An 18,335-nucleotide genomic window follows, 5' to 3' on the forward strand; every position below is an offset into this window, starting at 1 on the left:
TTTACATCCCCACAAACACGTTCATGACTTCTTCAATCGTCTTTACCTGTAACAATTGTTGACGACGAGACTCTTCTCTTAAAGATAAAGTCAAAGTAGATAATAACTTGAGATATTCGGCTTGAGCATTTTCTGGACCGCCAATCAAAAAAACGAGCCGTACGAGTGCTCCATCAATCGCATCCCATAAAATGCCTTGCGTATGGATTCCTATAGCAATAAAAAAATTAGAGCAACTTTCGAGTTTTCCGTGAGGAATAGCAACTCCCATCCCAATCCCTGTGGACATAATATTTTCACGACGGACAAGAGCATCAAAAAAGGCTTGCTTGTCTTCAAGGATACCTGCAGCATCAACAAGATCTGTAAGATCTTGAAGAATTTCATCTCGAGAATGTTTACCTAAGAACATCACAAGCCTAGGAGACAGGAAAGAGAATAAAGAAAAATCTTGTTGATCTTGACAATACAAAGGCATCTTAGTTTGCTCCAGTATGCCCAAAACCTCCACTTCCTCGCGCAGTTTCTGCTAAGCTTTCTTGCTTAACAACAAACTTTGCCTGTACTACAGGAGATAAAACAGCTTGAGCTATCCGCATCTTAGGTTCGATAATAAATGTACTGTCACCAAAGTTGATTAAGACCACACAAATTTCTCCCCTATAATCTGAATCGATAGTTCCTGGAGAATTTAAAACAGTAATGCCGTACTTTAAAGCCAAACCACTTCGGGGACGGATCTGCAACTCGTGATTCTCAGGAATCTCTGCTTTTATTCCTGTAGGAACCAAAAGACGCTGCCCAGGCAACAAGGCGATGGGTTCTTTAATGTTTGCTCTAAGGTCAGCACCAGCAGCTCCTGGCGTAGCATAATCAGGAAGTTCTCCTCCTGAATCTAATTCACAAAATACAGTCATAGGGATAGCGTTACAGATAATATTATTGTTGCAAGATGCGGCATGATGTTTTATTCATTGTCATCTGTCAACAAAAAAATCTCTTTAAGCCTTTTTGAAAGATCTCTAGGAGCTTTACTTTTTCCGCCAGTGTATTCCTGAGCTAGAAAGTAATCAAGTAAAGTCTGAAGCATGGTTTTTAATTCCTTACGTTCCACAATTTTATCGATCATACCATGTTCGAGGAGGAATTCAGATTTCTGCGCACCCTCGGGCAAATCCTCGCCTATCACCTGAGCTACGACTCGAGGTCCTGCAAAACAAATAAGAGCTTTAGGCTCTGCAATAATAACGTCACCAAGAGCAGCAAAAGAGGCTGTTACTCCACCTGAAGTGGGGTTGGTGAGAACGGAAATATAGGGTAGACCCGCTTCGTGCAGCTTAGCAAGAGCTGCTGAGGTCTTCACCATCTGCATCAAAGAAAACACTGACTCCTGCATGCGGGCGCCTCCAGAAGCACTGACAATAATTACAGGAAGCCTAGTCTCAATCGCTTCCTCTATCAATCGGGTCAGTTTCTCTCCTACAACAGCACCCATAGATCCTGCCATAAAATTGAAATCCATAACAGCAAGGGCTACAGGGTGGAGGCCTATAGTACATATCCCTACAATAGCGCCTTCACTTTCAGTAGTATTTTTTCGAGCTTTTTCTAAGCGATTCGTATAGGTATCAGTATCTATAAATTCCAAGGGATCTTGGGATTTCAGATCCGCATAAAGAGAATGCCAGGAGTCTTTGTCTGCAAGTAAATTGACCCTTTCCATCGCAGTAATGCGGTAGTGATAGGAACACTTGGGACAACAATTATAATTTTGTCCCAACTCGTTTACGTGAATCATCTCGTGACAATGATTACACTTGAGCCAACCACTAAAACCATCTGCCTTGATTTTTTGCACTTTAATCTTGGGTTTGTCGTAAGAAAATAGACGCACAAGCCACCTAATCTAGGTTTTGTTAGGAAGCAATTTTAAATTAATGTTATTAACACTGCAATTAAAATCACCAAATTCAATTTATTTAGATGATATTATTTCCGAAAATCTATTTTCTATATATCCCCAATTAATTATTTGAGGAAAGGCTTTTAAATAATCCATTCTAACATTTTTATATTGCAGGTAATAGGCGTGCTCCCAAACATCCACGCCAAGGAGAGGGAGTTTCCGCGTGAGTGGCTCTAAAGGATCTTGATTTGCTGTTGTCTGTAGGACAAGCTCTTGTTTTGTAGGACAAAACCCTAGCCAGGCCCAACCAGAGCCTTGAACTCCAGCAGCAGCTTCAATTAATTTTTTTAAAAAGTTGTCCATAGTCCCCCAAAATCTTTCAATGAGCGAGAGAAGCTCATGTTTTGGAGGCCGCCCTCCTCCCTGATCTACAGGAGCAAGAGTTTCCCAAAAGAGAGAGTGGTTGATATGCCCTCCCCCATTGAAACGAAGGGTAGGTTCTAAAGCAATTAGCTCAGTAAGGTTTTGTTGTGCTTCCGCAGTATCCAGTCTCTTCAATGCGTCATTAAGATTATTGATATAGGCCTGATGATGTTTTTGATGGTGTAGAATCATAATTTCAGAAGAAATTAAAGGCTCAAGAGCATCATAATCATAGGGTAATTCTGGTAAAGAATAGGGAACAAAATTCATAACAACATACCTGTTTAGTATTCAACCTCTTTAACTTAAGTTCAGAGAGCCTTGTTAGGGAAGCAGATAACACCTCTACCACCTTGTTTTGATTAAAATCGAGGACCTTATAAGAAGACCTAATTCTGAAAGAGATTTAACCCAAGTGTAGATAGCTTTAGGATATTCTCCAAGAGGATTTTTCCAATCATAGGCTGGAAAATTTTTCTTTAAAATCAAAAATAAAGTTATCTAAATATAGAGAACTCTCTACTTCACGCTGTTTTTGTATTTCTTTATCCACAACCCGCTCTGGATAGCGATTAGATATTTCAAAATAGAACTTAATTTTAGGTTCTGTTCCTGATGGCCGTATGATTACCCGACCTCCCCCACTAAAATAGTAACATAGCATCGATGTCTTAGGCAGGGTTAGGACATACTGATCATTCGACAGAATATCGAAACCTATCCCCTGGTTGTAGTTTTCAAATTTCTCTAATTGATATTTCCCTGAGAAAAAATTAGCCGAACTTATTTCCTCAAGGTATAAGAGTTTTTTTCTTATCTCTTGTTCATCAGTCTCCGTAGAGAAAAGTACTGATTCAGTTTTGTTCGCAAAGTATCCATAAGTTTCATAAAGAGAAAGGAGAGCATCACGCAGAGTTCTTCCTTGTAATTTTTGTTGTAGCGCTGCTTCTGCAATCAATGCTGAGGCAATAATGGCATCCTTATCTTCAACCTGAGTGCCATAGAGATAGCCGTAAGATTCTTCGGCTCCAAATACAAACCTATTTGGGGAATCTCTCCAAGATTCAATTTTCGCTCCGATGTATTTAAATCCTGTGCCGACATTAATAAGGTCAACATGATAGTGTTTCGCGATAGCAGCAAGCATTTCGGTAGTCACTAAGCTCTTAACAAGTTTGTCTTGTTCTCCTAAATTTCTTGTTTTGCTCCAAGCTCCCAAGATGTGGTCTGCCAAAAGGCAAGCCATTTGATTGCCATTAAATCGGTACGGTTGACCTTCTTCTAAGCAAACAACGCCGATGCGATCGGCATCTGGGTCCGTAGCAATAAAAAGGTCGTTGTTATTAGCAAGCATTTGCTCGATACCTAGATTCAAAGCCTCTGGATCTTCAGGATTTGGCAACTCGACAGTTGGGAAATCCCCGTCACTGATGGCCTGTTGTTCAACAAGGTTTACGGACAAGAATCCCCAATCCTTAAGAACATGAGGCACGAGAGAAACGCCTGTCCCATGCAATGGCGAATATGAAATCGAGAGAGCTCTTCCTGAAATCCGGTTCGCTTCAGGGTAAAGTTGCAGTTTCTTTAAAGTTTCTCTGTAAAGAACTTCGTATTCTTTTCCAACCAAGTGAATATTAGGATGATCAATAGAGGGTACGGATAGGATTTCATTTACTTCTCTACATGCGGCAACAATTTCTTGATCTAACGGAGCGAGTACCTGGCCTCCTGATGACATATAAACTTTATAGCCATTGTAATTGGGGGGATTATGAGAAGCTGTAATCATCACTCCACCCATAGCCCCCTCATGTCTTACAGTGAACGATACTAAAGCCAAAGGTTGGGGATACTGAAAAAGGAAAACTTGGCAGCCATTGCCCGCAAAGACCTTTGCGGTTTCTTGTGCAAATTCTATAGAGTTATGGCGCGTATCAAACCCAACAACTACACGTATAGGATCTCCAACATGGGGAAGATGAGCGCGGAAGACCCGAACTAACCCTTGAGTCGTTCGACGTATCGTAAACAAGTTGATCCTATTTGTTCCGATACCCATAGGACTACGCAATCCTCCAGTCCCAAATGTTAAAGTAGCTCCGAATAAGTCTTTAAGGTGCTCAGGATCTTTGTCTAACAATCCTAAGATAGTTTCTGTATCTTGTTCAGTATAACCATTCGACAACCATGTAGAAATATTTTCTGCTGTTACTGCGTCATATAGAGACTTGATACGTTGTTCTAATTCTTTCATTCAAGAAAATCCTATGTAAGGATATTTTCAGAAACTCTTAACACCCTTCTTGCATAAAGTCCAGGGATTCTTAAGACCCAGTTTGGTACAATCTATTATTCTAAAGAGTTTCTCTTAATAGGAACTCATCCCTCAAAATAAATCCTCCATAATCAACTTGATCACTCAAGATTGTTATACTTCACCCTATGGTTTTTGTAATTAAGTATTGAAAGAAAGTTTAGAATTAAAACAATAAAAAATTAGAAGTTATTTATAAATGAGACTCTGATTTTCATTTTTGATAAAAACGCTTAATGAAAATCTTAAAATAATAAGCATACTACAAAACTGTCTCTTATTTCTGATTCCCAAGAAAAGAGGCAGGTACTTAAATAACTGGAAGCCCTATAGAAGAAAAAGCTAAAAGCAAACCTGTTGTTCCCTTCTTTAATTCGTAAAGATCTGAAGGATAGGGCCCTGTAAAAAATATACCGCTTCCTGCATCATTTCCTGAAAGTAGAAGGAAAAGCATGCAATCTTCTTCTCCTTCAAGAATCTCTTCTCCTGGAAAGACCCATAGATCTCGAACAAGAGAAAGTTTGGGACGATGTACTAATTCTGCTGCGAAGGAATCCAAATGCCGTTTACGCACGACAGCATGAATCTCTGGAATAGAGCGAAATATATTCTCCCTCCACCTCATAGCATCTATATTTTTTGATGCTTTGCCAATAAAGTGGTGTAATTTTGCTTCCAATAAAAAACAATCTTTTAATGTCAGAAGATTTTCAAATAAAATAGAACCGTGGTTATGAAAATGACGCAAGTGTTGGAGGTGTAGAGCAAACCTCATACGTATCCAAATAAGATAATAAATCCAAAAGCACTATAGACTTTAAGCTTTTTTCCGCCTATAAAAAATCCCTAACCCCAAATTTCAAGTTTAAGGACAGCTATTCTCTACCTATGAATCCTCCTATAGACACTGCAGCTATCGAAGCTAAACTAAATTTTACATTTACACAACCCAAGCTGTTACAAACAGCTCTAACTCACCCCTCATATAAAAATGAAGCGGCAACTCAAATTGAAGATAGTGAGCGTTTAGAATTTTTAGGAGATGCTGTCCTTGGTCTAATTGTTACCGAGCATCTTGTTCTGCTCTTTCCTTCAATGAATGAAGGGACGCTATCAACAGCAAGAGCTTCTTTAGTCAATGCAAAAGCATGCTGTCGCTACACAACCGTTCTAGGAATTGGAGACTACCTTCTTATAGGAAAGGGCGAAAAAATCCAGAGCGAGCGAGGACGTCTTTCTGCTTATGCCAATCTATTTGAATCTGTTTTAGGCGCCATATATTTGGATGGAGGCCTTTCACCAGCTAGGAAACTGACTGTTCCTCTCCTCCCTGTTAAAGAAGAAATTCTTCCTTTAATGTCTGGCAATCCCAAGAACCTTCTTCAACAATTCACACAAAAACATTTTCGCGTTCTTCCAGTATATCAATCAACAGCAGTTACGAACGTACAAGGAACTCTAAGTTACAAGATTCAGGTTATAGTTAATAAAGAGGTTTGGGGAGAGGGATATGCATCATCAAAAAAAGAAGCAGAAAAGATCGCAGCACAACGGGCATTAGATACTCATGGCAACAAAAACCAAAACACAATGGACATGTAATCAATGTGGAGCTACAGCTCCTAAATGGTTAGGGCAATGTCCAGGCTGTCACAATTGGAACTCTTTGATCGAAGAATACGTTTCCCCAACCCGATCTGGAGTCCCATCCCGATCTTCTACAACTGCGATTGCTTTAAGCTCGATAGAATTAGAGGATGAATCTAGGTTATTTATTGATTATGCGGGATGGGATAGAATCCTTGGAGGAGGAGTTGTTCGTGGGAGCCTCACTCTTCTTGGTGGAGATCCAGGGATTGGAAAGTCGACGCTCCTCCTGCAAACTGCAGAGAAACTGGCATCGCAAAAGTATAAAGTCCTTTATGTTTGTGGTGAAGAATCTGTAACACAGACTTCTCTAAGAGCAAAGCGCCTCAAAATTGCTTCTTCTTTGATTTATTTATTTCCTGAAACAAACTTGGACAATATCAAGCAACAAATAGCCACTTTAGAACCTGATATTTTGATTATCGATTCTATTCAGATTATATTTAACCCCATCCTAAACTCTGCACCAGGATCTGTAGCTCAAGTCCGAGAAGTTACTGCAGAGCTGATGCATCTTGCTAAAAACTCTCAGATTACAACATTTATTATCGGTCATGTCACAAAATCTGGAGAAATTGCAGGTCCTAGAGTATTAGAGCATCTTGTAGATACTGTACTTTATTTTGAAGGTAACTCTCATGCAAATTACCGCATGATCCGCGCTGTGAAAAATCGCTTTGGCCCCACAAATGAACTGCTGATTCTCTCCATGCATGCAGATGGTCTCAAAGAAATTATAAATCCTTCGGGACTTTTCCTTCAGGAAAAGACTAGATCAACTACAGGATCTATGATCATTCCTATTGTGGAGGGATCAGGGACTCTTCTCATTGAATTGCAAGCTTTAGTCTCTTCTTCTCCATTTGCTAATCCCGTTAGGAAGACTGCAGGATTCGATCCCAATCGCTTTTCCCTACTCCTGGCTGTATTAGAAAAGAGAGCTGGGGTCAAACTATTCACAATGGATGTTTTTCTATCAATCACAGGGGGATTGAAAATTATAGAACCTGCCGCAGATTTGGGCGTACTACTGGCCGTTGCCTCATCCCTATACAACCGCCTTCTACCTAAAAATTACGTCGTAATTGGAGAGGTCGGTCTCGGAGGAGAAATCCGTCACGTAGCTCATTTGGAAAGACGCATTAAAGAGGGAAAATTGATGGGATTTGAAGGTGCTATTCTTCCTGAAAGCCAAATTTCATCTCTTTCCAATGAAATTGGAGAAAATTTTGATTTACAAGGAGTGAAAACAATAAAAGATGCTATCCGCCTGTTACGCTGACCCTTTTCTAACTGATTTTTGTTGGGGGAAGCGTCCTCTTCGTATTGCCTCGAGAAATTCAAACTTAGCGAAAGCTCAAGTATACGAGTGCATGTCTTTGCTACGCGCGTGGTATCCAAAACTTTGGTTCCAGTTATACACTGCAGAGACTACGGGAGATCGCGATAAGAAGATCCCCTTAAATCTTGTAGAAAACACTCATTTTTTCACTGATGGTGTCGATGCTTTGGTGCGTAAGGAAGTCTGTCATTTCGCGATACACTCAGCAAAGGATCTTCCTGAGACTCCCTCTCTTCCAGTAGTCGCGATGACACGATGTTTACATCCTGCTGACCTTTTAATTTATGCTGATCACTATATTCATAATTCCCTGCCCTCAAGACCGCGGTTAGGTAGTTCTTCTCTGCGTCGAAGTGCAGTACTAAAACAGCTTTTTCCTGAAGGACAGATCTTGGATATCCGAGGAACTATTGAAGAGAGGCTCGCTCAACTCGACAGCGGCCATTACGATGCTATTGTTCTTGCCAAAGCTGCTAGTCTAAGACTTCATCTACATCATTCCTATAGCATAGAACTCCCCCCCCCCTATCATGCTCTACAAGGCATCTTAGCAGTTACAGCAAAGGATCCTATAGAGACGTGGAAAAAGTTTTTTACCCCGATACACTGCTACTCCTCATAAAATAGCGAATGTTTTATGCTTATTATTCGACTATAGTAAAAACCGAAACGCCTGATAATCGAGGAACTGCTCATTATTGCAGCGTTTGTTTGGTCTTCCTTATATTTAGAAAGCGTTCTACTTCACTCTCTATGCAACCCAAGAAGTAGAGAACTTTCCTCTGTTCTACCCCTTACAATTAGGATGTTTTTTCTTTCTTAAACTATCCTTCTCCACTTAAAGAACAATTACAAGTTAGGAAGGGATGGGTTGATATTTAAAATAGACATGCTGTACTATTTTTTCAAAAAATTTAACGAGCCTGCAATGATCTGGTCTCTAGCATGGAACATTTTTTCGGGACATTCGGTTCAAATTCTGGGGCATGAACATACCTCTGATGAGGGCACAGTAAGTCAGGTAGCTACTCGATCTACATACCTAGTAAGCAGGACTGTTGAAGACAACTCTTGGTCCTATCTAGCTCTTATGATTCCTATTCTTGGATTTTTCTTCGCAAAAAAATATGAGGAGGACCAAAAGAAATGGAGCCAAACAAATACGCTCAATGAATTGGGCTATCTCCCTTCCTCTAATTGCACAAATGAAATTTGTTGGAAAGCTGCTACAGCTTTAACCTCTCCCAAGAGATTAGGGATCTTAGGTGGTTGTGGACTCCTTCTACCCATCTTTCTGCTAACGCTAGCCCTCATAATTATTAGACAGATTTTTCATTTGATCACCTTGCCGTTTCGCCTCTGCTGTTCCCGATAGTAAGTACGTTTCTTGTTAGATCTGCTTAATTTAGAAAATACAAACTATTCTTTTCTACTATCACTTATAAAAAATTTATATGTCGCAGCATTATTTACTGAAAATCTGTAGCTTAAAGCTTAAGTTAGCATATTTAGATTCCCTATAAAGGTTTAGGAAAGGGATCTGTAGAGGGTTTGTAAGATATTTCAGGGTACTTCATCCGGGAATGCAAAGCTCCATAGAGAGTTTGCACCATGCTCTTGCTAATCAATGCAAGCTCATCTAAGGTAACTGGAGAGCAAGAAAACTGACCATCTTGTAATTTCCCATGGATAATCTGATCAATGAGTCCTTGAAGATTCGTAAGACTTGCGTTTTTTAAAGATCGGGAGGCGGCTTCAAAAGAATCCGCTATCATAATGATGGTGGTTTCTTTAGTCGAAGGTTTATTTCCAGAATATCGAAATAATTCCTCATCAAAAGTCCCTGTAGAGGGATTTTCTAACATATGACTGTAGTATGCAGAGCGTATTACAGACGTACCATGATGCTCTTCAATAACCCTAATAAAAGACTCAGGAAGTCCTGCCTGCCTAGCAAGATTAACACCCTCAGGAATATGACGCATAATCATCTTAGCGCATTCTAATGGGGATAGACAATGAGAAGATTGCTTTAAGATTTTCTGATTTTCAATAAAAAATCTGGGGTTAATCAGTTTCCCTATATCATGATAATGAGCTGCAACTAAGCAGTATAGACTATCTGCACCTATAGCTTGAGCAGCAGCCTCTGCTAAGCTTCCAACCAATATAGAATGCTGGTAGGTACCTGGAGCTTCTTTGAAAAGACGACTCAGTAGGGAGTTATCAGGCGATAAATAGGTCAGCAGAGAAAAGTTTGTAGAAGCTCCAAAAGAGGCCTCAAACACGGGAATCAAAGCAACAACACTGATTGAGGTAATTAAACTACAAACAAAGCTTTCGATCCCATCAGCATACAGAGCTTCTTTGGATATTGTATTTGTAAATATGCGAAACATCAGCAAACTTCCCATGGCCATCCCTCCGAGCTTCATACACGCCCAAAACACCGAAGAAAGGCGACTTACTCGATGCAAGCTAACTAAGATTCTCCAAGAACAAAGCAAGTTTATAGATAAAAACCAGCTGTTGTTCCAAAGATCCGATCCCAAGGTATAGAGTAGAGCAAGAAAAGTACAAGAAAATCCAGCTATGGGAAGACCTAGGAAATATCCTAAGAGCACGGCAGTAAAGGGTAAAATTGGTGGGTATGATAAAGAGGAAACCCAATATGCGCAGAATATCTCCGTTGCACGACACCACAGCAAAGAAAGAGTTATAATAGCGATATAGAGCATAAAGCGCTCCGGAGATTTCAACATCTCAGGACATAGGGCTTTCAAAGCACGATAACCCCAAAGAAGTACGAGGAAAACTACAAAAATAGCACCCCATAATGATCGATAAGAAAATAATCTGTGTGCTGGAAGTAGTTCCGCTCGGAGCTGTTTTAAAAGTTTAGCATCCGAGGCTTGTATTCTTTGATACTTTTCCAATACAGGTTTGCCTTTGTTAATTTTCTCAATGCAACGTGTACCAAGAAGCTCTCCTTTCACACAGGCCGACATTTCCTTATGAATAGCCATTTCAAAACTGGCACCCTTCAGAACATCCATGACTTGATCAAAACAGTGCTGAGGACAGTTTTCTTGGGTCAGAAAAAATTCCAAGTGGCCGAAACATTGAGCAATAACATTTCCCATATTTGAGTTGATATTTACTTCTAGAATCTTCTTACCTCTCTCAAGCAAAGGAGGAGATATACTCAAGTCTTCAAGACATTTCTGAGTTGAACTATCTATAAAGTACGTAGAAAACAAAAATTCAGATGCCTTTTCAAACCAATAGCCTATTCCGCTATCCGCTTTCAAAGCTTGGCTAAAAAGAAGACTATGAGGAGACAATATAAGACGATAGACCTTACCAAAAGTTTCTGGGATTTGCGCAGTACGTTTATAAAATTTATCGACACTCCAACTTAAAGAAAAGTCTATAGGAGCTACCAGGGAAATACGAGATACCTCGCCTTCCTTATACTCAGGAACATAGAGAACCTTTAACCATGCAAAAGTAAATATTGCGACTATGAAAGAACACGATACAAAAGTATATAGAAAATACCGAATCCAATGATGGCTTAGCTTATGTAATGCACGGTTATAGGATTCACGTCTAGGTTCTTTCATCTGTCTAACCACACACTTACAAAGTTTCTTCTCAGAGTTATTTATGAGAGGAAACTTGTAGTTTCACCTTAAATTCTGGACATGACCGATAGAAAAACCAAAGTTCATAATCCTTCCTTAAAGATTTATTAAGAACAAACCCCTGGGTTATAATTGCCCTGCTAATCTTGTGAGAACGATACATTGTTAAGATGCCTTCTAAGACAAATCTCGAAAACCCCATTGCATTAACTTTAGGATGTATATTCTTATTTTTTCTAAAGGTATTTTTGTGATTTTTCTATAAAATGTCCACAAATGAAAGCTTATAGCTACAGAAACATCGGTATAAAAAGCTCCCAATTTTTCATGTCTCTCCTATACTCGCGATCACGAAATATTTCTGAATCTTGAACCAAAATTTGTTACTTGGCTAAAAACTCTGAAACCATATCCTTTTACTGAACAAAATTAAAAACTCGAGGTTTCTTCTTCGCCTCTTTCAAAAGATCTCCATTTTTACTTATGATCTTTTAGCTCCTTGAGAAAGAACCGTTGAATTTAGGGAGAGAGCTGATCTAGCTCTCTAGGCAACTGATTTAAAATCTTCTCTGCTTCCTGCTTGCGTTGTATATCTTCTATTCAAAGCTTAATAGAAAGAAAAGCTGAGGAAATCTCTGGAGACAGTCAGGAGAAGGAACATGGGGTAACCACGGTATTTTCATTACGAATCCCTGACCTCATCGCAATCAAAAACATAAATTAAAATACCAAAATTACTGGGACAAACATTTTTAATCAAAGATGTTTATCTCCTTCTAAAGAAAGATACAAAAATCCTCTTAGATGTAAAATTATTCTATCTTTTTGAGATAAATTTTCTTCTAAAATCCAGAAAAGGTCTTCAAGAAAAAATCTCTTAAATGAGAAAATGAGCTTTCTACACATATTTCCTTGGATATGCAATGACTCCATCCCTCTACCAAACGTCTTCCAGAAAATACCGTCCACAAGTCTTTGGAGAGATTCTAGGACAAAGCTCTGTTGTTACTGTATTAAAAAATGCCTTGCTCCTCAATCGAGCGGCTCATGCTTATTTATTTGCTGGAATTCGCGGCACAGGGAAAACCACATTGGCTCGCATTTTAGCCAAAGCTCTGAACTGTTCGCATCTTAGCCATGATGGCGAGCCCTGTAATCAGTGTTCTTCTTGCAAAGAGATTGCTTCAGGATCCTCTTTGGATGTCTTAGAAATCGATGGAGCCTCGCATCGTGGTATCGAAGATATTCGTCAAATTAATGAGACAGTATTATTTACTCCTGTAAAAGCAAAGTTTAAAATTTATATCATAGATGAAGTCCATATGCTCACTAAAGAAGCCTTCAATGCTCTATTGAAGACTTTAGAAGAGCCTCCAAGACATGTAAAATTTTTCTTAGCAACTACAGAAATCCATAAAATTCCCAGCACCATTTTAAGTCGTTGTCAAAAAATGCAACTACAAAGGATCCCTGACAAAGCAATCCTAGATAAGCTCTCTCTTATGGCTCAAGATGATCACATTGAAGCATCGCAAGAAGCATTGGCACCAATCGCACGTGCGGCACAAGGAAGCCTGCGTGATGCAGAATCTCTTTATGATTATGTAATATCTTTATTTCCTAGAAACCTATCTCCTGAAACTGTGTCCCAAGCTTTAGGCTTGACTTCCCAAGATGCGCTTAAAACTTTAGAAAACGCTATCCGTCAAAAAGACTATCCGACAGCCTTGCAAACTGTAATAGATTTCTTAAATTCGGGGGTAGCTCCTGTAACATTTCTCCACGATCTTACGTTATTTTATCGAGATCTTCTTCTTAAAAATCATAACAATTCTAGTGGAGCAAAATTTAACTCTCATTATAAGACGGAGCAGCTTCTAGAAATCATAGATTTCCTTGGGGAGTCTGCAAAGCACTTACAAAATACTATCTTCGAACAGACATTTTTAGAAACGGTCGTTATCCATATTATTCGTATTTATCAAAGGCCCGTTTTATCGGAACTCCTCTCTTCTATCAAAAGTACACAGTTTGAGGGGCTTCGCAATATTAAGGAAACAGCCCCTATCATGCCCTCGCGATTAACAACTTCTCCACCCGAGACTACTTACAAAGAACAGAGTTTTTTGGAGAAACAAAACCAACCTTCTGCTCCAGAAGGTAAAATTATATCTGTAGAAGCTAAAGGTTCTTCTTCAACAAAATCTGCAGCTATAGATACATTATTACAGTTTGCTGTTGTAGAATTTTCAGGAATTTTAAGACAATAAGTGGGAATCTCCTAGACCATTTTATGAGAGACAACATCAATATTTCACCTAAGGATAGATAAGCATGGGCAGCGGATACGCTAAGAAAAAGAAAGAAGCTAAAATTATGGAACAGCAGTTCCTAGAAATGGAGACTTCACTATTAGAAAAGCGTTATGAGGGGAAAGCTGGTAATGGTCTTGTCACTGTTGTCATCAACGGAAAGTGTGACCTAATTTCAGTAAAGGTACAACCTACGTGCTTAGACCCTGAAGATCCAGAAATCATTGAAGACTTGTTCCATTCTGCGTTCAAACTTGCAAAAAAGCAAATGGATGAGGAGATGTCTCTTATGCGTTCCACAATGCCTTTCTAGAACTAAGTATGTGTCACTAAAGCAGAGGATGCACTTTTGCCTATAGAAAAACAAAAGGCGGCGCGACTAGAAAAAGTAGTTCTATTGAACTTGATAAAGCCTCGGAAACTTTTATAAAAAAGTCTAACTGTTTCTTTACGATACAATTCGGTTTTTTCTATTCAAAAGTTCTTCAACTTCCGAGCATGTTTTGGCTTGTAAAAGCGCTTCTGTAATCTCAAGACAGCAGTTTATATCTAAGAAGGCGATATGGTTGCGAAGTCTATTGATTACGGGCATAGCTACTGACAGCTCTTTAACTCCTAAGCCTATAAATAAAGGCGCAAGACTGAGCTGTGCTGCGGCTTCCCCGCAAATACTAACAGGAACCTTACTTTGCTTAGCAGCTTGAAGTACGTGGTGAATCATGCGAATAACTGCTGGAGGTAGGGTCACGTTTAGATGGTTAGGAAGAGCTGATTCCCTGGAAATTCCTAAAGTATATTGGATAAGATCATTCGTCCCTATAGAGAGAAAATCACATTCGGGAAGGATCTCTTCAATCATCCAAACTGCAGAAGGAAATTCTATCATAATTCCCCAAGAAACCTTTTGTCCGTTAGTTAGCTTTCTTTGGATTGTTTCCCATTTCTTTTTAACTTCTATAATCTCATAAACATCAGAAACTCCTGGAATTAACACCTTTATTGGGCCTTCCAGAGAGGCTATAGCAATCGCTTGTAGCTGATCCTCGAGAATTGCGCTATAATTTAGCAACAATCGTACAGAACGTTCTTTTTTATTTTTTATTTCAGGACAAGGTTTATCTTCACCAAAATCAAATAGACGCAATACTGCTGGAGAATCCCCTGGAAAACGTGCTAGCTTTTCATAGACATCGGCTTGCTCTTTTAAGGTAGGCAGACGTCCTAAAGTTACAGCTAAAAACTCAGAACGAAAGAGACCTATAGAAGTTTCAGGAAAATTCTCTGATAGAGTTTCTATATCCTTATGGCTTCCTGCATGCGAAGAGACTACGGGATGTATTGATTTTCTTACTAATCCATCAGAGGGATTGACAACAACGGAAAGTTCTTTTTTATAGCAGCTTTGTAAAGTCGCTGGTTTCGGATTAAAGATCAGCTCTCCACGATAACCATCTATTAATACTAACTTACCGTTATATTGCTTTGCGACATCCCAAAGCTCCTCAGAAATATTGGCAAGATAGGGAATGCTCTTAGCTCGCGAGACTATAGCTGTATGTGATGTAGCTGCTCCTACTAATGAGACAAATCCTCGGATGTAGGCGGGATTAGCACTGGCCACTTCTGAGGGCGTTAATTCCTCTGAGAATATAATCAGATTCTGATCGGATTCTCCTAAAGAACTCTTATGTTGGCAACACAGATGACCAATCACCCTGTTAGAAATATCATGAATATCTTGAACACGCTCTACAACAGAAGGCATCCCACGCACTGCTGTTAACGACTCTTCTATTTTACCCATGACCGAAGAAAAGACATATTCTGCGTTTTTACGATCCTTACGGATAGTATTGACCACTTCCTCTGTAAGGAGGGGATCTTTGATAATCTCTAAGTGTGCCTGTAAGATAGAGGAGACCTCTTGAAGGCCCTGCTTTCCTGTAACTTCCTGCTCTAAAGCTACGATATCAGATTTAGAGCGATTCAAAGCTTTGTAATAACGATGAATTTCATGTTCGACCTCTTCTTGAGGAAGAGTTAGCTCACGAACATGTAAAGGGGAAGTTCCTAGGAAAAATACTTTACCTAAGGCCATACCAGAAACTATAGAGCTTCCTGCAACCCGCCATTCTTCGTTACCTATAGAGGGCTGTGTATCCATTATAGTTCTCCAAAACCAGAACTAAAAGCGTTTTGTATCTTCTCTAAGATACGATGAGCTTCTTTGCTTCTAACAGTCACAAGAATCTCTCCTCCTTGAGGAGCTCCTAGCATAAGAATACTCATGATACTTTTTGCATTTATAGTTTTACCTGCGTAGGTGAAATGCACATCACAGTCTTCCCCATCAAATAGTCGAACAATAACACCTGCAGGTCGCACATGGATCCCTGTAGCATTCTTAACTATACAAGTTACCTGAAGCTCTTCCATCTGATCTTGTGTATCTGTGTTCTTATTTTCAAGATAAGTGCAGGCGGGCTCACTCACCATAAACCTCTTCACTATGTAGATAGTTCTCTAACCAAGAAAGAAAAGAAGTGTAGTAGCTCTTAGTCAAATGCAGCAACTCAATTGTTTCTAAGCTTCGATGCTCTAAGCTTTCCTCATTTAAAAATATATTGGGTGAAGGAAGGTCTCTGCGTATTTCAGGATCAAAAAAGAAACACTGGTAAGCAAAAGGCTCTTCATAACCATAAAAAGGAAAGATACCTAAAGAATAACAATTTTCTTCGGCCTGCATCTTATTTAATGCAACTAGCTGTTGACGTAATTTTTGCTGTACTTTTGCTAGAGACCTCACAGGGAAAACTCCCTCATCCTCCCATTTCCCAAACCCATTATGGATAGAAAAAAATTGTTCATAATGGTTGTCTCCTAAAGGAGGCAGCCTACGATGCCCTAGAAAATCTACAAGAGGAGGTTCCCCTTGAAAACCACAACGACCGTCACGGAATACATAAAACATCTTCACCTGGTAAGGTCCTTTTTCCAAACGATAGATGTAGACTTCAATGGTTTCTAATAAAGAAAAAAAACGACAAATACTTGTAGATTCATTATGCTCAATCCCTAATACGGAACACCAGAAGTCCAAGCAAAAATCTATACGATCTTCTTTTGACAATCCCATCAGCTCGTACCAGCCTCGAGGCAGGCGGGGTATCTTTGCCGATACAACTTCCCAAGACATTTCCTTTCGCAACTGCTCTACACACAACACATCGAGAGGAAAGAAGGGGCGAACATCAAATGTTAAACTATTTTCAGGTTTTTTCATCTTTTTTCTTTCGCTATCCTATAAGCTCTTGGCTCATTCGATTACGCGCCTCTTGTGCGTGCTTTCAACAAAGACATCCTATTTTTTTATTTGGGCTTTATTGGCTCGCTGGCATAGTATCCCGTAGCCACCCAGAATGTAGCGCTCTTATCCTTATCTTCCTAGGAATATTCCTTCCTCGCAATCCTAAGCAATGGCTCCCCTTAGCACTTGCTTGGATGATTCCTTTGGTTATAACTCCTACGCCATTCATCCACGACGGTCTAGTATCAGGTACTTTTGTGATTCACCACGAAGGGAGGCGGGGAGCCTACTATGGAGAAGCACTTTCTATTCAAACTCCCTGTGGGAAACGAGCCCACCATCTCTCTTGTCAAATTCTATCGGAATCCTGTTTAGAGCTTAAAAAGGTTTACCAACTTGAAGGGACGCTACATCATACATCCCAAATTGTTTTTAAGTCTAATGCTTGCTACAAAGAAATTCCTAGATCTAGCTTGTACATGATGAAAGAGAAATGCCAAGAAACTTGCTGGCATTACCTCAACAATATTTTTCCTTCTTCTGAGGTGGGGGCCTTTGCTTCCAGTCTTTTACTAGGGACTCCCCTTCCTAAAGATCTCCAGGACTTCTTCAGACAAAAAGGATTATCCCATCTCTTTGCAATCTCAGGGTGGCATTTTTCCCTGTCCGCCTCTATTCTCTCTATGTTATTCGCTCTTCTTCCTTTAAAAATCAAAAAAATTCTGAGTTTTATTCTCCTTACCTCTCTAGCCTACCTTTTTCCCTTCTCTCCCTCGGTATGGCGCGCTTGGATCTCCTCAACTCTACTTTGTTTTTCATGGTGTTTTTCAGGATCCTGTTCGGGGCTCAATCGTCTAGGCATTGGCTTTGTTGTTTGTTCTATCTTTTTTTCGCCCTTTTCTCCTGCTTTTGTTTTAAGCTTCTTAGCCACTCTGGGGATTCTGATCTTTTTCCCTATAATTTCCTCTTTTCTCTACAATCCTTGGACCCTTTTCCTCTCTCCGTTTTGGTTACGGCCTATCCGCTACCTCTCGATGACTTTGGCAGTTTCAATATCTGCCCAGCTCTTTATTATTCTTCCAATCATGCAGTTCTTTGGCAAATTACCTCTTGAAGGCCTTCTCTATAACCTAATTGTTCCTTTTACCGTACTTCCCATCATCTTTTTACTTCTTGTTACAATTATCCTCCCATGCCTTGCCCCTATGACTGAAGTTCTTGTAAAAGGCCTTTTCTCACATCCTTGGCTCCAAAATCCCAATATCCTAATCACTCTTTCCTTTCCCCCAGTTCCTCCTTGGATTCTTACACTCTCTTCCCTTATTTTACTCCTAATTGGAATCTTGCGCACAAAAGTCACTCATAATTCGTTAGTTTCCATTACTGCTCATCGCTTCATTGAAACTCTATGAGACAAAAACATTCTAATCACAAAGC

General features: G+C 39.7%; 18 protein-coding genes. 8 read left to right on the forward strand and 10 right to left on the reverse strand.

Annotated features, from left to right (window positions below):
- Window position 1: 1 nt before the first annotated feature.
- The 6 genes from CMV32_RS00750 to CMV32_RS00775 all read right to left on the reverse strand — a co-directional run bounded on the left by CMV32_RS00750 (window position 2) and on the right by CMV32_RS00775 (window position 5,418).
- Window positions 2-478 carry a PTS sugar transporter subunit IIA gene (locus CMV32_RS00750; RefSeq protein ID WP_100934042.1) on the reverse strand — a complete coding sequence of 159 codons (477 nt, stop codon included), beginning with the start codon at window positions 476-478 and terminating at the stop codon, window positions 2-4.
- 1 nt (window position 479) lies between these two features.
- On the reverse strand, window positions 480-917 hold the full coding sequence (gene dut, locus CMV32_RS00755; RefSeq protein WP_100934043.1) for a dUTP diphosphatase: 438 nt from the start codon (window positions 915-917) through the stop codon (window positions 480-482).
- A 50-nt stretch (window positions 918-967) separates the two neighbouring features.
- Window positions 968-1,894 (reverse strand): acetyl-CoA carboxylase, carboxyltransferase subunit beta, encoded by a 927-nt coding sequence (gene accD, locus CMV32_RS00760; RefSeq protein ID WP_100934044.1) that lies wholly within the window; start codon window positions 1,892-1,894, stop codon window positions 968-970.
- An 81-nt stretch (window positions 1,895-1,975) separates the two neighbouring features.
- Complete coding sequence (locus CMV32_RS00765) at window positions 1,976-2,599, reverse strand: superoxide dismutase (protein WP_100934045.1); 624 nt, start codon at window positions 2,597-2,599, stop codon at window positions 1,976-1,978.
- 187 nt (window positions 2,600-2,786) lie between these two features.
- The gene (locus tag CMV32_RS00770; RefSeq protein ID WP_100934046.1) at window positions 2,787-4,583 is read right to left on the reverse strand and encodes a phospho-sugar mutase; all 1,797 of its coding nucleotides are present in this window, start codon (window positions 4,581-4,583) and stop codon (window positions 2,787-2,789) included.
- 370 nt (window positions 4,584-4,953) lie between these two features.
- Window positions 4,954-5,418: a DUF5070 domain-containing protein gene (locus CMV32_RS00775; RefSeq protein WP_100934047.1), complete on the reverse strand. Its 465-nt coding sequence runs from the start codon at window positions 5,416-5,418 to the stop codon at window positions 4,954-4,956.
- 113 nt (window positions 5,419-5,531) lie between these two features.
- Between CMV32_RS00775 and rnc the strand changes: the two genes are divergently transcribed.
- The 4 genes from rnc to CMV32_RS00795 all read left to right on the forward strand — a co-directional run bounded on the left by rnc (window position 5,532) and on the right by CMV32_RS00795 (window position 9,007).
- Window positions 5,532-6,245 carry a ribonuclease III gene (rnc, locus tag CMV32_RS00780; protein ID WP_100934048.1) on the forward strand — a complete coding sequence of 238 codons (714 nt, stop codon included), beginning with the start codon at window positions 5,532-5,534 and terminating at the stop codon, window positions 6,243-6,245.
- Window positions 6,211-7,572, forward strand: coding sequence for a DNA repair protein RadA (gene radA / locus CMV32_RS00785; RefSeq protein WP_100934049.1), 1,362 nt, complete (start codon window positions 6,211-6,213; stop codon window positions 7,570-7,572). The genes rnc and radA overlap by 35 nt, the downstream gene beginning before the upstream one ends.
- Window positions 7,550-8,254, forward strand: coding sequence for a hydroxymethylbilane synthase (locus tag CMV32_RS00790; protein ID WP_100934050.1), 705 nt, complete (start codon window positions 7,550-7,552; stop codon window positions 8,252-8,254). The genes radA and CMV32_RS00790 overlap by 23 nt, the downstream gene beginning before the upstream one ends.
- 267 nt (window positions 8,255-8,521) lie before the next feature.
- On the forward strand, window positions 8,522-9,007 hold the full coding sequence (locus tag CMV32_RS00795; protein ID WP_100934051.1) for a hypothetical protein: 486 nt from the start codon (window positions 8,522-8,524) through the stop codon (window positions 9,005-9,007).
- Between the two features lie 142 nt (window positions 9,008-9,149).
- Here the strand turns inward: CMV32_RS00795 and CMV32_RS00800 are convergent, their stop codons facing one another.
- The gene (locus CMV32_RS00800) at window positions 9,150-11,258 is read right to left on the reverse strand and encodes an HD family phosphohydrolase (protein ID WP_100934052.1); all 2,109 of its coding nucleotides are present in this window, start codon (window positions 11,256-11,258) and stop codon (window positions 9,150-9,152) included.
- 601 nt (window positions 11,259-11,859) lie between these two features.
- Between CMV32_RS00800 and CMV32_RS05445 the strand changes: the two genes are divergently transcribed.
- From CMV32_RS05445 to CMV32_RS00815, 3 genes are all read left to right on the forward strand, one after another.
- Window positions 11,860-12,003 (forward strand): hypothetical protein, encoded by a 144-nt coding sequence (locus CMV32_RS05445; RefSeq protein WP_192940626.1) that lies wholly within the window; start codon window positions 11,860-11,862, stop codon window positions 12,001-12,003.
- 199 nt (window positions 12,004-12,202) lie between these two features.
- Window positions 12,203-13,549 (forward strand): DNA polymerase III subunit gamma/tau, encoded by a 1,347-nt coding sequence (dnaX, locus tag CMV32_RS00810; protein WP_100934054.1) that lies wholly within the window; start codon window positions 12,203-12,205, stop codon window positions 13,547-13,549.
- Between the two features lie 64 nt (window positions 13,550-13,613).
- Window positions 13,614-13,904 (forward strand): YbaB/EbfC family nucleoid-associated protein, encoded by a 291-nt coding sequence (locus CMV32_RS00815; protein ID WP_100934055.1) that lies wholly within the window; start codon window positions 13,614-13,616, stop codon window positions 13,902-13,904.
- Between the two features lie 135 nt (window positions 13,905-14,039).
- Here the strand turns inward: CMV32_RS00815 and ptsP are convergent, their stop codons facing one another.
- From ptsP to CMV32_RS00830, 3 genes are read right to left on the reverse strand one after another with little or no spacing between them, the layout of a single operon-like run.
- Complete coding sequence (gene ptsP / locus CMV32_RS00820) at window positions 14,040-15,755, reverse strand: phosphoenolpyruvate--protein phosphotransferase (RefSeq protein WP_100934056.1); 1,716 nt, start codon at window positions 15,753-15,755, stop codon at window positions 14,040-14,042.
- Window positions 15,755-16,084, reverse strand: a complete 330-nt coding sequence (locus CMV32_RS00825; protein WP_100934335.1) for an HPr family phosphocarrier protein — start codon at window positions 16,082-16,084, stop codon at window positions 15,755-15,757. The genes ptsP and CMV32_RS00825 overlap by 1 nt, the downstream gene beginning before the upstream one ends.
- Window positions 16,077-16,874, reverse strand: a complete 798-nt coding sequence (locus tag CMV32_RS00830; RefSeq protein ID WP_100934057.1) for a hypothetical protein — start codon at window positions 16,872-16,874, stop codon at window positions 16,077-16,079. Before CMV32_RS00830 ends, CMV32_RS00825 begins: the two co-directional genes overlap by 8 nt.
- On the opposite strand from CMV32_RS00830, the gene CMV32_RS00835 reads away from it, so the two are divergent.
- On the forward strand, window positions 16,847-18,310 hold the full coding sequence (locus CMV32_RS00835; protein WP_100934058.1) for a ComEC/Rec2 family competence protein: 1,464 nt from the start codon (window positions 16,847-16,849) through the stop codon (window positions 18,308-18,310). The two genes, CMV32_RS00830 and CMV32_RS00835, sit on opposite strands and share 28 nt — an antisense overlap.
- Window positions 18,311-18,335 lie beyond the last annotated feature (25 nt).

The organism is Candidatus Chlamydia corallus, from assembly GCF_002817655.1.
GTDB lineage: Bacteria > Chlamydiota > Chlamydiia > Chlamydiales > Chlamydiaceae > Chlamydia > Chlamydia corallus.

Bases quoted from the DNA above. Each gene is read 5' to 3' on its own strand.
- CMV32_RS00750 (WP_100934042.1), bottom strand. From the start codon at position 478: ATGCCTTTGTATTGTCAAGATCAACAAGATTTTTCTTTATTCTCTTTC.
- dut (WP_100934043.1), bottom strand. From the start codon at position 917: ATGACTGTATTTTGTGAATTAGATTCAGGAGGAGAACTTCCTGATTAT.
- CMV32_RS00765 (WP_100934045.1), bottom strand. From the start codon at position 2,599: ATGAATTTTGTTCCCTATTCTTTACCAGAATTACCCTATGATTATGAT.
- CMV32_RS00770 (WP_100934046.1), bottom strand. From the start codon at position 4,583: ATGAAAGAATTAGAACAACGTATCAAGTCTCTATATGACGCAGTAACA.
- CMV32_RS00775 (WP_100934047.1), bottom strand. From the start codon at position 5,418: ATGAGGTTTGCTCTACACCTCCAACACTTGCGTCATTTTCATAACCAC.
- rnc (WP_100934048.1), top strand. From the start codon at position 5,532: ATGAATCCTCCTATAGACACTGCAGCTATCGAAGCTAAACTAAATTTT.
- radA (WP_100934049.1), top strand. From the start codon at position 6,211: ATGGCAACAAAAACCAAAACACAATGGACATGTAATCAATGTGGAGCT.
- CMV32_RS00790 (WP_100934050.1), top strand. From the start codon at position 7,550: ATGCTATCCGCCTGTTACGCTGACCCTTTTCTAACTGATTTTTGTTGG.
- CMV32_RS00795 (WP_100934051.1), top strand. From the start codon at position 8,522: ATGCTGTACTATTTTTTCAAAAAATTTAACGAGCCTGCAATGATCTGG.
- CMV32_RS00800 (WP_100934052.1), bottom strand. From the start codon at position 11,258: ATGAAAGAACCTAGACGTGAATCCTATAACCGTGCATTACATAAGCTA.
- dnaX (WP_100934054.1), top strand. From the start codon at position 12,203: ATGACTCCATCCCTCTACCAAACGTCTTCCAGAAAATACCGTCCACAA.
- CMV32_RS00815 (WP_100934055.1), top strand. From the start codon at position 13,614: ATGGGCAGCGGATACGCTAAGAAAAAGAAAGAAGCTAAAATTATGGAA.
- ptsP (WP_100934056.1), bottom strand. From the start codon at position 15,755: ATGGATACACAGCCCTCTATAGGTAACGAAGAATGGCGGGTTGCAGGA.
- CMV32_RS00835 (WP_100934058.1), top strand. From the start codon at position 16,847: ATGTTAAACTATTTTCAGGTTTTTTCATCTTTTTTCTTTCGCTATCCT.
- CMV32_RS00830 (WP_100934057.1), bottom strand. From the start codon at position 16,874: ATGAAAAAACCTGAAAATAGTTTAACATTTGATGTTCGCCCCTTCTTT.